Source organism: Streptomyces sp. SAT1, from assembly GCF_001654495.1.
Taxonomy (GTDB): Bacteria; Actinomycetota; Actinomycetes; order Streptomycetales; family Streptomycetaceae; genus Streptomyces; species Streptomyces andamanensis.
In genome coordinates this window covers 238145-252060 of sequence record NZ_CP015849.1, presented here as the reverse complement: position 1 = coordinate 252060, position 13916 = coordinate 238145, and the positions used below count along the sequence as shown (strand labels likewise).

11 protein-coding genes and 1 pseudogene are annotated in these 13916 nt (G+C 75.7%); 5 read left to right on the top strand and 7 right to left on the bottom strand.

Annotated features, from left to right (window positions below; translation table 11 throughout):
• Positions 1-2: 2 nt before the first annotated feature.
• The 4 genes from A8713_RS01055 to A8713_RS32870 form a co-directional block, all read right to left on the bottom strand.
• Positions 3-1076, bottom strand: coding sequence for a DUF5914 domain-containing protein (locus A8713_RS01055; RefSeq protein WP_064530960.1), 1074 nt, complete (start codon positions 1074-1076; stop codon positions 3-5).
• A complete protein-coding gene (locus tag A8713_RS01050) occupies positions 1073-2068 on the bottom strand; it encodes a phytoene/squalene synthase family protein (protein ID WP_064530959.1) in 996 nt (331 codons plus the stop codon). Before A8713_RS01050 ends, A8713_RS01055 begins: the two co-directional genes overlap by 4 nt.
• Positions 2055-3650, bottom strand: a complete 1596-nt coding sequence (gene crtI, locus A8713_RS01045) for a phytoene desaturase family protein (RefSeq protein ID WP_237305276.1) — start codon at positions 3648-3650, stop codon at positions 2055-2057. The genes A8713_RS01050 and crtI overlap by 14 nt, the downstream gene beginning before the upstream one ends.
• A 124-nt stretch (positions 3651-3774) precedes the next feature.
• On the bottom strand, positions 3775-4158 hold the full coding sequence (locus A8713_RS32870; RefSeq protein ID WP_064530957.1) for a hypothetical protein: 384 nt from the start codon (positions 4156-4158) through the stop codon (positions 3775-3777).
• 184 nt (positions 4159-4342) lie between these two features.
• Here A8713_RS32870 and A8713_RS32865 point away from each other — a divergent pair, with 184 nt between their 5' ends.
• The gene (locus tag A8713_RS32865) at positions 4343-4648 is read left to right on the top strand and encodes a hypothetical protein (RefSeq protein ID WP_064530956.1); all 306 of its coding nucleotides are present in this window, start codon (positions 4343-4345) and stop codon (positions 4646-4648) included.
• 74 nt (positions 4649-4722) lie between these two features.
• Positions 4723-5991, top strand: a complete 1269-nt coding sequence (locus A8713_RS01030; protein ID WP_079159224.1) for a spore photoproduct lyase family protein — start codon at positions 4723-4725, stop codon at positions 5989-5991.
• On the opposite strand, the gene A8713_RS01025 is transcribed toward A8713_RS01030, so the two are convergent.
• A complete protein-coding gene (locus tag A8713_RS01025) occupies positions 5979-6929 on the bottom strand; it encodes a helix-turn-helix transcriptional regulator (protein ID WP_064530955.1) in 951 nt (316 codons plus the stop codon). The genes A8713_RS01030 and A8713_RS01025 overlap by 13 nt on opposite strands.
• 90 nt (positions 6930-7019) lie before the next feature.
• Here A8713_RS01025 and A8713_RS01020 point away from each other — a divergent pair, with 90 nt between their 5' ends.
• Together A8713_RS01020 and A8713_RS01015 are read left to right on the top strand one after the other, a co-directional pair.
• Positions 7020-7934, top strand: coding sequence for an NmrA family NAD(P)-binding protein (locus A8713_RS01020; RefSeq protein WP_064530954.1), 915 nt, complete (start codon positions 7020-7022; stop codon positions 7932-7934).
• 125 nt (positions 7935-8059) lie between these two features.
• Entirely contained in the window at positions 8060-8518 is a 459-nt protein-coding gene (locus tag A8713_RS01015) for a hypothetical protein (protein WP_064530953.1), read from the top strand.
• Positions 8519-8589: 71 nt separating this feature from the next.
• Here A8713_RS01015 and A8713_RS01010 read toward each other — a convergent pair whose 3' ends face one another.
• Positions 8590-9567, bottom strand: coding sequence for a zinc-dependent alcohol dehydrogenase family protein (locus A8713_RS01010; RefSeq protein ID WP_064530952.1), 978 nt, complete (start codon positions 9565-9567; stop codon positions 8590-8592).
• Between the two features lie 36 nt (positions 9568-9603).
• Positions 9604-10284, bottom strand: a pseudogene (locus A8713_RS01005) (response regulator transcription factor).
• A gap of 1172 nt (positions 10285-11456) precedes the next feature.
• Here A8713_RS01005 and A8713_RS00995 point away from each other — a divergent pair.
• Positions 11457-13841 carry a phosphoketolase family protein gene (locus tag A8713_RS00995; protein ID WP_064530950.1) on the top strand — a complete coding sequence of 795 codons (2385 nt, stop codon included), beginning with the start codon at positions 11457-11459 and terminating at the stop codon, positions 13839-13841.
• The last annotated feature ends 75 nt before the right edge of the window (positions 13842-13916 follow it).

Here is a 13916-nt window from a genome sequence, read left to right as displayed (position 1 = left end):
GCTCACCCCCGCGCGCCGCGGTCCTCGGCTGCCTCGGCGGCCACCCGAGGGTGTGCTGCCGTGCCCGCTCCGGGGAAACGGCCCGCGCCGCGCAGTTCCCAGCGCCGCTCGGCGTAGGCGAGGTCGTCGCGCCACAGCCGTCCGGCCGTCCGCCGGATCAACGGGCGCAGCACGGGCGCCGCGGCTCGCGCGAGGGCGAAGCCGCGCCGGTCCGAGGCGGCCACGACCGCCTCGACGACGGCGGTCCGGGGCGGCACCCGTGAGGGACCGGTCAGAGGCGTGGCATGGGTCTCCACCACGGAACCGGCCCCCTCGCCCTCCATGATGCGCATGACGACCGTACGGGGCCCGGGTGCCGTGAACTCGGCCCGCACCGGCACCACCAGACGGCCCGTCAGACGGAAGGACACATCGACGACGAAGGCGTCGTCGTCGCCCCGCTCCCGCGGCGGCCGGACCACCGTGAGGTCCACGAACGCGTACGGGTGGAACCACGAACCGTGCCACGGGTCGAGCCGGTTGGCGACCACGTCCTGCGGTTCGCACCGCCCGACGGCCGTGAACACGGCGTCCACCGCGCCGCCCGCCGCCGGACGCTCCGGCACCCGGGGACGGTCCGACGGCTCCTCGCCGCCGACCGCGTCGAGCCGGACCCACACCAGCACACCGTCGTCATGCGCCGGATACGGGTCCCAGCCGGTGAACGGCCCGCCGTCCAGGGCCAGTCCGTGCCAGCGGCACACCAGTGTGCCGCACACCACCCGGCCCTCCCGCAGGGGCGCCCCGAGATGCGGGCAGGCGCCCGGCCCCGCGTGCAGCTCGCCGGTGTCCGACCGCCACAGCACGACCTCCGTCCCGCCCACCGTCCGGCCGAGCGGCGGGCCTCCGGCGGGCACGTCCCGGGAGGCACCGACGACGAACCAGTTGCCGGTCGGCCGCTCCGAGGCCCGCGCGAGCGCGGCGGCGATCAGCGCCGGACGCGCCTGCCGCCAGGTCGGTGCCTGCGCCGCCCAGCGTGAGCGGCGCCGCCGCCGCACGGGCGGCGTCCAGCCGGTCCGGTCCGCCCGCCCGCTCACCCCCGCTGCCCTTCCCGTCGCAGCGCCGCCCCGGCCACGGGCGGCGCCGGGCGCCCGGCCCGTGCGCGGTGGCGCGCGGCGGCGACCCGTACGACCCCGGCCGCCGCCACCGCCGCCCGGCGTCCGCGCGAGACCACCGCACGCCGGTGCAGCACCGGATAGCCCTGGTCCGCGATGGCGTCCAGGATGCCGCCGTAGAGCGTGAACGCGGCCCGGATGCACGGGCGGGTGCGCGGATCGAGCAGGGCGATGCCCGGCTCCGCCGTCCGGTACACCCCTCGCGTCAGCTCCTCGGCGGCGACCAGCGCCGCCCGGATCCGCGCGTCGGTGCGGCCCGTACGGCGGCTCCACTCCAGCAGCGCGCGGTCCGCGCCGTGCGCCGCGAGCAGGTCCGCCGGCAGATAGACCCGCCCGCGGTCCAGGTCCTCGCCCACGTCCCGCAGGAAGTTGGTCAGCTGGAACGCCACCCCGAGGGCCGCCGCGTGCGGTGCCGCCTCCTCGCGGGGCACGACCGTGCCGAGCACCGGCAGCATCTGGAGCCCGATCACCGCGGCCGAACCGTGCATGTACGCCCGCAGATCGGCATAGGTCGCGTAGTCCGTGACCCGCAGGTCGCTGCGCATCGACGCCAGGAAGTCGGCGAACAGCGTGTGCGCGATGCCGTACCGTCCGGCGGTGTCCGCGAGGGCCCGCACCACGGGCTCGGTGCCCTCCCCGGTGCGCAGCCCGTGCGCGAGGCCGTCCTCCAGCCGGCGCAGCGCGCGGTCGCGTTCCTCCGCCGTCCGGGTCCCGTCGAGATCGTCGACGATGTCGTCCGCCCGGCGGGCGAAGCCGTACAGGGCGTGCACGGCCGGCCGGCGCTCCACCGGGAGCAGCCGGGTGGCCAGGAAGTACGTCCTGCCGTGGCGGGCGTTGAGCCGCCGGCACCGCAGATAGGCGGCGCGCAGGGCGGGATCGCGGATGCCGGCGGCGTCCAGTTCACGACGGGTCATGAGCGCCTTCCGCGGTCGCTGCGACGGCCCGGACGGCGCGGGACGCGGGGCGGACGGGGACGGAGCGGGGGCGCGCGGCGCCGCCGGTGACGCGGGCGGCGGCGAGCTTGCCGCTCAGCAGGACCGTGGGCACACCGACACCGGGGGTGGTGCCGCAGCCCGCCAGGACGACGTTCTCCAGACCGCGGACCAGGTTGCGCGGCCGGAACGGACCGGTCTGCGCGAAGGTGTGCGACACCGAGAACGGGCTGCCCGCCGCGTGCCCCCGCGCCGTCCAGTCCAGCGGTGTGACGAGCAGTTCCTCGCGGACGCTGCCCGCGAACCCGGCCAGGCCCCGGCGCTCCAGCTCCGCGACCAGGCTGTCCCGGTAGCGGGGCCCCAGGTCGCGCCAGGCGGCGGCGCCGGGGCCGACATCGGTGTTCGGACAGGGCGCCAGGACGTAGTGGAGGTGGCCGCCCGGCGGTGCCAGGCCGGGGTCGTGGGCCGTGGGCCGGGTGATCAGCAGCGACGGGTCGCTCATCAGCCGCCCGGAGCGGGTCAGCTCCTCGAAGGTCCGCTCCCAGGCCGCGCCGAAGGACAGCGTGTGGTGCGCGAGACCGGGCCAGGTGCGGTCCGTACCGGCGTGCAGCACGACGGCCGACGGCGAGTGCCGCAGGCTCACCGGGCGCCTCGGGGCGCGCCCCACGAGCCGGTGCGCGACGGGCAGCTCGCAGCTCAGGACCACGGCGTCGCAGGCGATCCGCTCGCCCGTGGCCAGCCGTACGGCGCGGACCCGGCCCGCCGAGCGTTCCAGTGCGGTCGCCTCGGCCGACCAGCGGAACGCGGCGCCCGCGCGGCCCGCGGCCTGAGCCATGCCCCGCGGCAGTGCGTGCATGCCGCCCCTGGGGAACCAGACCCCGGCCACGGTGTCCATGTAGGCGATCACCGCGTAGGCCGCCAGGGCGCGGGCCGGGGCGAGACCGGCGTACAGGGCCTGGAAGGTGAAGACGCGGCGCAGGCGCGGGTCGGACAGGAAGCGGCCGATCCGCCGGTCCAGCCGCCCGAAGCCGCCCAGAGCCGCCAGCCGGGCCAGGTCCGGGTGCAGCAGCTGGAAGGGCGAGTCGAAGTTCGTGTCGATGAAGCGCCGCATCTGCGCCCGGTACAGCCGGGTCAGCCAGTCCCGCAGCGCCCGGTAGCCGGCCGCCTCCGCCGGGCCCGCGAACCGTCTGACCTCGGCCTCCATGGCCTCCGCCGCGGTGTGCACGTCGAGCGAGCTCCCGTCCGCGAAACACGCCCGGTACGCCGGGTGCAGGGGGGTCAGCTCCACATGACGGGCGAGGCTGTCGCCCACGGCCGCGAACGCCTCGTCGGCCAGGTGCGGCATGGTCAGCACCGTGGGCCCCGTGTCCAGCTCGTAGCCGCCCAGGCGCACGCGTCCCGCCCGGCCGCCGGGCAGGGCGTCCCGTTCGACGACCGTGACCCGGCGGCCCGCGCCCAGCAGATGCAGCGCGCAGGCGAGACCGGAGAGACCGGCGCCCACCACGACCACATGATCCGTCGGGCCCGGCACCGTCCTCACGCCGCCTCCGGCACGTACCGGCATGCGCGACCTCCTCTCGCGGGTGCGGTCGCGCAGATGCCTGCCCGGTACGCGGGCCGCTGCGGACGCAGGTCACCCCACCGGCGCAACGGCGTCCGTGCGCAGCCACAGGGCCGGACGGAGGCGGTCAGCGGCCGCGGTCCACCGTGAAACCGGCCCGGAACCGTCCGCCGTCGGGGCAGGCCCCGTCCACGCTCCACTCGGACAGCCGCCCGACGGGGTCGGGGCCGCCGGAGGTGAAGTTCCCGGCGGGGGCGATCGCGGCCGTTCCGGTGTAGACGGTGCCCTGTGTGCGGCGCAGGGTGACCGTGCCGTCGGCGAACGCCTGCGACGTGGCGGCGACAGCCGGTGCCGTGCCCGTGTCGCAGCTGACCTGGATCGTGACCGTGCCTCCGGCCGCGACCGTCGTCGGCGACACCCGGGCAGCCGGGGCGGCGGACGCCCCACCGGCCGCGAGACCCAGACTCAGGACCGCCGTGACCAGGGCGGTCGAAGTGGTTGCGCTGCGCATGTGCGCTCCTCCCTGCCGGGTGTGCCTGTCCGTCCAGTGCAGCCGCCCGGCGCCGCGACGGCATGCGCGCTCCGCCGAACGGGTGAAAACGGATGCAATGGCGCCCGGAGCCAGGTGAGTGGTCCGCGATGGGTCACTCGAAGGGAGTCATTCGAGGGCTGCCCCCGGCAAGGAGATCCCGAGCATGCGAACGATCCGCGCACTCACCACGGCCGCAGCGGCGGCCGCCATGCTGGCTCTCGCCGGCACGGCACTCCCGGCGGCCGCCGCCCCGGCGGCGGCCGCCGCCCCGGCCGACGACTGCACCGCGGCGCAGGCCGCCGCGGACCGGGCGCAGCAGGACTTCGACCGGACGAAGAAGGCGTACGAGGCCCGGATCGCGGCGGGCGGGAACCCCGGCGCCGCCGAACGCCAGGAACTCGCGGACGCGGACGTGCACCGCAGTGTGACGGCCGCCGAGGCCGAGCGGGCCTGCGACAGCACGTCCTGACACAGCCGGGGGCGGGCCGCCGGGCGGAGGACAATGGAGGGGCCAGCACACCGCCCCAGCCCGCCGGATCCCGTATGCCCCCACTCCGCGACCCCAGCGACCCCCATGGCCCGCATGGTCTGCACGGTCCCCATGGCCCGCGCGGCCCGCGCCAGGCGAGCCTGTTCCCCCTCGACGACCTGATCGACGCCTCGGCGCCCCGGACCCCTTCGACCTCTGCGCAGCCGGATCCCCGGCCCGCGGCCGAGCCGTCCTGCGGGGCCGGGGAGGACACGTCCTCGGCCGCCGCGCGGCTGCTGCGGATCCGCGAGATCCACGCCGAGCCCGCGGCCGCCGTGTCGCCGCGCGGCCGGCAGATCCTGGCGCGGTTCCCGCAGGCCCGCGTGAGCGAGGTCGACTCGCACTGGCGCATCCCGCACCTGCACGGCAACGAGGGGAACGTCGAGCGGTGGGTGCGGGTGAAGACCGAGACACTGATCCTGGGCGTGCGCAGAACCCTGACCACCCGCCCCAACGGCCGCTCCGCCGACTGGATCGCGCCCGGCGCCTCCAACGGCTGCGCCATGGCCTGCGCCTACTGCTACGTACCGCGCCGCAAGGGCTACGCCAACCCGATCACCGTCTTCACCGACATCGACCGCATCCTGGCCCACCTGGAGCGGCATGTCGCCGGGCAGGGCCGCAAACCGGCGCCGAACCAGTGCGACCCCACCGCCTGGGTCTACGACATCGGAGAGAACGGCGACTGCTCCGTCGACGCGCTGATCAGCGACAACACCGCCGACCTGATCCGGGCCTTCCGAGCCTGGCCGACCGCCAAGGCCAGCTTCGCCACCAAGTTCGTCAACCGCGACCTGCTCCGCCTCGATCCGCGCGGACGCACCCGGGTCCGCTTCTCGGTGATGCCGCAGGAGGACGCCCGGCTGCTGGACATCCGCACCAGCCCGGTGCCCGAGCGGATCGCCGCCGCGGCGGACTTCGTCGAGGCCGGGTACGAGGTCCACTTCAACCTGTCGCCGGTCGTCCTGCGGCCCGGCTGGGAGGCGGCCTGGGCCGAGCTGCTGCGGCAGCTGGACGACGTGCTCCCGGCGGCCGTCAAGGCGCAGGCCGCCGCCGAGGTCATCCTGCTCACCCACAACCGCCCACTGCACGAGATCAACCTCGGCTGGCACCCGCGCGCCGAGGAACTGCTGTGGCGCCCTGAGGTCCAGGAGGCCAAGCGGTCGCAGAACGGGGACGACAACGTCCGCTACCGCACCGGTCTGAAGGGTGCCGCCGTGGGGCGCCTGCGGGAACTGATCGCGGCCCACGCGCCCTGGCTCACCGTCCGCTACGCCTTCTGATCCGCGGGCGCGGCAGCGGCGGCCCGCGCGGCCAGGGCCCGGGTGGCGCGCACCAGCTCCGCAGGGCCCTCGACGCGGTAGGGCAGGCCCACCGAGGCGAGGGCGCCCGCCAGCCAGTCCCAGTCGTCCGCGCCGGTCAGATACCGGCAGCGGCCGGGCCCGGCCGGTTCCAGCGTGCCCGCGCGGGCGGTCAGCCGCCGGGCGACCGCCCCGGCCGGCGCCAGGAACAGCACCGCGCCCCGCGCCGCGCCCGGACCGGGGAACAGCCCGGCGGACCCCTCGGGCAGCGGACGCGGCGGGAACGTCGTGCCCGGCACCCGCAGATCCGTGATCCGGTCCACCCGGAAGGTGCGCCAGGCCGCGCGGTCCCCGTCCCACGCCAGCAGGTACCAGCGGTGCGCCAGCAGCACCAGGCGGTGCGGCTCCGCACGTCGCTCGCCGCTGCCGCCGTCCCGGGCCGCGTACCGGAAGCGCACGCGCGAGCGCAGGTGCGTGGCCGTGGCCAGGCGCTCCAGCGTGCCGAGGCCGTCCGCCGGGCCCGCCCCGCCCGGCACCTCGGTGGCCGCGAGCAGCGCCTCGATCCGGCCGCGCAGCCGTGCGGGCAGCGCCTGTTCCAGCTTGCGCAGGGCGGTGTCGGCCGGGCCCGGTCCGTCCGTCCCGTACGCGGCGGCGGCGTGCCGCAGTCCCACCGCCGTGGCCACCGCCTCCTCCTCGGACAGGTGCAGGGGCGGCACGCCCTGCCCGGCGGGGAGCAGATAGCTGCCGCCGGTCCCGCGCGCCGACTGCACCCGGTAGCCCAGGTCCCGCAGCCGTTCCACGTCCCTGCGCAGGGTGCGCGGCGAGACACCGAGCCGCGCCGCGAGGTCGGCCCCGCCGCGCGGGACCCCGGCGGCCAGCAGCGACAGCAGCTCCAGCATCCGGGCACTCGGGTGATTCATGGGCCCAGCCTCGCACCCTTGCGGTCAGATTCCGGCCGCAAGGGCCGTTACGGTGCCGGGCACACCGGACCACGCAACCGAGGAGACCCCATGACCGTCGTCGTCACCACCCCCACCGGCCATGTCGGCTCGCGGGTGGTCAGGCTGCTGCTCCAGGCCGGCGTGCGCCCCCGTGTCCTGGTGCGCGATCCGGCCCGGCTGGAGCCGGACGTCCGGGAGCGGGTGGACGCCCGCCGCGGCGACCTCACCGACGCGGGCTTCGTCCGCGAGACGATGGCGGGCGCCGACGCGGCCTTCCTGGTGGACCCGACGCCGCACACCGCCGAGGACCCGGTGGGCACCTCGCGCCGCACCGGGGCGGGCCTGGCCGCCGCCGTGCGCGAAGGGGGCGTGCGGCGCGTGGTGTTCCTCAGCAGCGTCGGAGCGGAACTGCGGCACGGCGCGGGCCACATCGACGGACTGGCCGCCGTCGAGGAACAGCTCGACGCCACCGGCGCCGACGTGCTCCACCTGCGCTGCGGCTACTTCTTCACCAACCTGCTCCTCTCCCTGGACGACCTGGCCGCCGGGCGGCTGACCACCGCCGACGCCCCGGACCGGACCCTGCCCTGGACCGACCCCCGCGACATCGGCGACATCGCCGCCGCCCGGCTGCTCTGCGACACCTGGCACGGCCGCACCGTCCAGGGCGTCCACGGCCCCGAGGACCTGTCGTGGCGGCGCGTCGCGCAGATCCTCACGGCGGCGCTCGGCCGCGAGATCCGGCTCCGTACGGTGTCCGACGACGACGTCCGCCGGACGCTGGCCGCGGCCGGTCTGGCGCCGGACGCGGTGGACGCCGTCGTCGGCATGACCACGGGCACCCGCACCCTGGTCCCCGAGCAGCCCCGCGACGCCGTCACCACCACGCCCACCGCTCTGGCGGGCTGGGCCCACGCCCACCTGCGGCCCCTGCTCGCCGCCCGCGGCGGCGGAACCGGGCCGGCGCCGAGGACGGATCGCTGACGGCCGGCCTCCGCCGCGCGACGCTCCGTGTCACCGTCCCGTCACAGTCGGCTCCCGCTGAAACCCGCGCCCGCGGGCGGCCCTCTCCCTCGACGTCAGCGGATCCCTCGTAGCAGAGGATGCTCATGAACCACCGTCACGCCGCCGTCGCCGTCCTGGCCTCCGCCGCCGCACTGCTCGCCGCCACCAGCGGCACCGCGGGCGCCGCGCCGGGCCGGGCGGCGAAGAGCCCGTCCGTGTCCGCCACCACCTGGAAGCCCTGCCACCTGCCCGCCGGTCACCGGCACTTCCTCGAACTCAGGTCGGCCGCGAACGTCCGGGGCACGACCGTCGTACGCGTCACCCCGCAGACGTGCGTGGTGAACACCGAGAACGACGAGGACGTCATCTACACCCCGAGCGGAGCGACCCGGTCGCTGTCCTTCGCGCCGGGCGCCACCGTCGAGGTGCTCCACGACACCGACACCGTCGAGGTCACCCCGCGGTGGCTGGTGCACCACAAGCTCGCCAACAGCCCCTACTTCTCCTACCGCGTCGACGGCCACGGCCGGATCACCGCCCTGCGGGAGATCTACCACCCGTAGGCGTACGGCGTCCGCGCGGCCGGTGGAGCCGACTCGGCGCACCGGCTGCGCGGACCGCCGTTCCGGCGTCGTCACGCCTGCAGCGCGATGAGGGTCTTTCCCGGCTGCGCGGCCGCCGGGCTCCCGAGATGTGCGGCGAGTCCGCTGAGCCCGACACGCCGTGCGACGGCCGTGCCCAGACGGCCGTGGCGCAGGTGCTCGAAGACCGGCGCGAACAGTGCGGGCAGGTGGCGGCCGCCGGTCCGCTGGACGACGTCGCGCAGCCGGAACAGCTCCACGCGGGCACCCCCGCCGGTGAAGCACTCCGCCGGGAGCGGCGTCCCCGACAGCAGGCCGTAGTGGACGAACACACCGGCGCCGGCCGTCAGCGCGTGCACGGCGCCGCCCACGTCACCCCCGACGCAGTCGAGGACGACGTCGGCGCCTCCCGGGCCGCTCTCCGCCCGCAGCCGTTCGCGCCACCCGGGGCCGTCCGACGCGATCACCGCCCGCCACCGGGAGGGTTCGGCCACCGTCCGGCCCGGTGTGCCCCGTACGACGCCGACCGGGGTGATCCCGCGCCCGGCCAGCAGCTCCGCCAGTTGCCCGCCGATGGCCGAGGTCGCCGCCGTGACCACCACGTGGCGCACGCCCGGCCCGCAGAACCGCTCGACCATCGTCACGGCCGTCAGCGGATTGACGTAGGCGAAACAGGCCACCTCGTCGGGAAGGTCGTCCGGCACGGGGACGCACCAGGGGTACGCGAGCCGCTTGTACTGCTGCCAGGCCCCCGCCGAACCCAGCGGAAGCACCCGCAGGCCGACCGCCCCCGGCGGCACGCCCGGCCCGGCGGCCTCGATCACGCCCACGCCCTCGAAGCCCGGGACCAGGGGGAACGTGGTCCGTGACCCGTACGCGCCCGACACGGTGACCGCGTCGGAGGGGTTGACGGTCGACGCGACCATGCGCACCACGACCTCGCCCGCGCCGGGGGCCGGGGGCCCGTCCACCTCGCGCACGGCCACCGCCTCCGCGAGCCGGCCCGGCGCGTCGGCCACGGCAGCCAGCATGGACAGCCTCCCTCTCGTACATGTGTCCAGGACGTCTCATCCTAGATCGGGCCGCACCAGGCGGCTCTCGTGGGCGAGGACCACGGCCTGCGCGCGGTCGCGCAGCCCGGTCTTCTGGAGGATCCGCCCCAGATGGGACTTCACGGCCGTCTCCGCGAGATGCAGCGTGTCCGCGATCTCGGCGTCGGTCAGTCAGACCGCGGCCCACCCGGGCGAGCACCTGCCGCTCGCGCGCGGTGAGCGGCCGCAGCCGCTCCTCCTGCCCGGTGCCGCCGCCGCTCGGCAGACGCGCGGCACAGGTGTCCGGCAGGCGGCGGGTGACGCGCGGGGAGACGGCCGCGTCGCCCGCCGCCACCTCGCGGGCGGCGGCGAGCAGGCGCTCGGGGCGGGCGTTCTTCACCAGGAAGCCCGACGCACCCGCCCGGAGCCAGCCCGGAGCCCGGCGAACGCGTACTCGTCGAGGCCGGAGGTGGTGAGGAAGAGCACCTTGCTGTCCGGCACCGTCCGCACGATCCGCCGGGTCGCCTCGATCCCGTCCGTCCCCGGCATCCGTACGTCCATGAGGACCACGTCGGGCCGCAGCCGCCGGGCGAGCCGCACCGCCTCCTCGCCGTCGGCGGCGCCGCCGACCGGTTCCATGTCCGGCTGCGCGCCCAGGACGGTGCGGAACGCCATGCGCAGCAGCGCCTCGTCGTCGGCGATCAGGACGCGTGGCACCGCCGTACGCCCCTGTCGTCCCGTCACCGAGGCCGAGGTGCGCGCCGACATGCCGGCCGCCGTCCGGGAGCGGCCCGGCCGACAGCCGCCCGCCGTGGGCGGCTGTCCGCTCGCGCGTCCGGCGATGCCGTGCCCCGGCGCCGGGGCCGGTGCTTCGCCCGCCGGGGCCGCCGTCGACGACATCCACGGTGACACCTTCGGCCAGACTCACGACCCTGACCCTGACCCGGGTGCCGTGCGGGGTGTGCCGGAGCGTGTTGGTGAGGGCTTCCCACCCCAGGCGGTACGCGGTCAGCCGGGCCGCGGCCGGTACCCGGCTGCGGTCACCGAGCACGTCCAGGACGGCCGGCGGTCCGGCGGCCCGCATCTGTTCGGCCAGCACCTCCAACTGGGCCATGCCGGGCAGCGGTTGGGACTCCGTGTCGGCGCCAGACCCCGGCCTGGCACAGGTGAGCGGACGGCCCGGAGGACGCGGACGGCCCGGAGGGCGCCGAGGGCACGGCGCTCGACCGGGCCGGGGCACGGTGCGCCGAGGCCCACACCGTCGACAGCGGCAACCTGCCGCAGCTCCTGTGGAACGTCACCGCGGGCGACAGCGACGAGACGTACGCGGGCTGCGCCGCCGACGTCCGGGTGCTCCTGCGGGCCGCCCGCGGCGCCAGGGCCGGCCCCACTCCGAGCCTGGAGCAGGCCCTCACCGGTCTGGCCGCCCCGGACACGGACGGCACGTTCGCCGTCCAGACCGCGAGCCAGTGCGCTGACCGGTCGGCGGCCTCACGCGACCCGGAGACCTACCACGGCGTGCCCCGGGGAACGCCTGCGTCGAGCACGCCGTCAACGCCTGTCTGACGACCGGCGTCCTGCCGTCCCGCGACAGCACCTGTCGGAACTGACCATCGCGCCGACGGCTCCCGCGCACGGCACGCACGCGGCACGCGCGCGCGGGGCCGGTGCGCGCAGCGGTGCGGGCGGCGCCCCCGGGCCGGTGCGCCGGACGCCCCGGTCGGCCGTCCGGGCGGCGCCCCGTACCTTTCGGCCGATCGGCCCTGCGACACCGGCGATCCTGTGGCACGGACCGCTCCCGCGGGTACCCGTCCGTTCGGCGGACGGCGGGAGCCACCGGCCGGAACCCGCCGCCGCCCGGACCGTGCACCGACACGGAAAGGAACCCGATGTCCGTCGACACGCAGCAGGCGCACACCCCTTTGACGGAGGAGGAACTGAGGTCACTGGACGCCCACTGGCGGGCCGCCAACTACCTGGCCGTCGGTCAGATCTACCTCCTCGCCAACCCGTTGCTGACCGAGCCGCTGCGCCGGGAGCACATCAAACCGCGGCTGCTCGGCCACTGGGGCACCTCTCCCGGGCTCAACCTGGTCCACACCCACCTCAACCGCGTCATCAAGGCACGGGACCTGGACGCGCTGTGCGTCTGGGGACCCGGGCACGGCGGGCCCGCGGTGCTGGCCAACTCCTGGCTGGAGGGCTCGTACACGGAGACCTACCCGGACGTCACCCGGGACATGGCCGGGATGGAGCGGCTGTTCCGGCAGTTCTCCTTCCCCGGCGGGGTCCCCAGCCATGTCGCGCCCGAGACACCCGGCTCGATCCACGAGGGCGGCGAACTGGGCTACTCCCTCGCGCACGCCTACGGCGCCGCCCTCGACAACCCCGGGCTGCTGGTGGCCTGCGTCATCGGCGACGGCGAGGCGGAGACCGGACCGCTGGCCGCGTCCTGGCACGCGAACAAGTTCCTCGACCCGGTCGACGACGGAGCCGTGCTCCCGATCCTCCACCTCAACGGCTACAAGATCGCCAACCCCACGGTGCTCGCCCGGATCCCCGAGGCGGAACTCGACGCCCTGCTCAGGGGCTACGGGCACGACCCGATCCATGTCACCGGCGACGAACCGGCCGCGGTGCACCGGGCCCTGGCCGCCGCGATGGACACCGCCGTCGACCGGATCACCGCCCTCCAGCGCGCCGCCCGCGAGGACGGCGCCACCGAGCGGCCCCGCTGGCCGGTGATCGTCCTGCGCACCCCCAAGGGGTGGACCGGACCCGCCGAGGTCGACGGCCTGCCCGTGGAGGGCACCTGGCGCGCCCACCAGGTCCCGCTGGCCGCCGTGCGCGACGACCCCGGGCATCTGCGGCAACTGGAGGAGTGGCTGCGCTCGTACCGGCCGCGGGAACTCTTCGACGAGCACGGCACACCCCGCCCGGACGTCCTGGCCTGCGTCCCGCACGGCACCCGGCGGCTCGGCGCCGCCCCGCGCGCCAACGGCGGGCTGCTGCTGCGCGAGCTGCCCCTGCCGCCGCTGGAGAAGCACGCCGTCGAGGTCGACCGGCCCGGCGCGACCCTGCACGAACCGACCCGCGTCCTCGGCGACCTGCTCCGCGACGTCATGGCCGCGACCGCGGACCGCCGCGACTTCCGCCTCGTCGGCCCCGACGAGACCGCCTCCAACCGCCTCCAGGCCGTCTACGACGCCAGCGGCAAGGCATGGCAGGCCCGGACCCTGGACGTGGACGAACACCTCGACCGGCACGGGCGGGTCATGGAGATCCTGTCCGAACACACCTGCCAGGGCTGGCTGGAGGGCTACCTCCTCACCGGACGGCACGGGCTGTTCTCCTGCTACGAGGCGTTCGCTCACATCGTCGACTCGATGGTCAACCAGCACATCAAGTGGCTGCGCACCACCCGCCGGCTGTCCTGGCGCGCGCCCATCGCCTCCCTCAACTACCTGCTGACCTCGCATGTGTGGCGCCAGGACCACAACGGCTTCTCCCACCAGGACCCCGGTTTCGTCGACCACATCCTCAACAAGAGTCCCGAGGCGGTACGGGTCTACTTCCCGCCGGACGCCAACACCCTGCTGTCGGTGGCCGACCACGCCCTGCGCAGCCGCGACTACGTCAATGTGATCGTCGCCGGGAAGCAGCCCTGCTTCGACTGGCTCTCCATGGAGCAGGCGAAGACGCACTGCGCGCGCGGAGCCGGTGTCTGGGACTGGGCGGGCACCGAGGACGGCTCCCGCGAACCGGACGTCGTCCTGGCCTGCGCGGGCGACGTGCCCACCCAGGAGGTGCTGGCCGCGGCCCAGTTGCTCCGCCGCGAGCTGCCCGGACTCGCCGTGCGCGTGGTGAACGTCGTGGACATCGCCCGGCTGCTGCCCCGTGAGGAACACCCGCACGGCATGACCGACTTCGAGTACGACGGTCTGTTCACCGCCGACAAGCCGGTGATCTTCGCCTACCACGGCTACCCGTGGCTGATCCACCGCCTGGCCTACCGCCGCTCCGGCCACCAGCACCTGCACGTCCGCGGCTACAAGGAGATCGGCACCACGACCACCCCGTTCGACATGGTGGTCGGCAACGACCTCGACCGCTACCGCCTCGTCATGGACGTCATCGACCGCGTCCCCGGCCTCGCGGTGCGCGCCGCAGCCGTGCGCCAGCGCATGGAGGACGTGCGGCTGCGCCACCACTCCTGGATCCGCGAGCACGGCACGGACCTGCCGGAGGTCACCGACTGGACCTGGGACGCCTGACCGCCCCGAAGGGTGGGACAATCAGGTATGAACCACCCTTTCCGGCGGGCGGTGAGAGAGGGTGGTGTCGCCAAG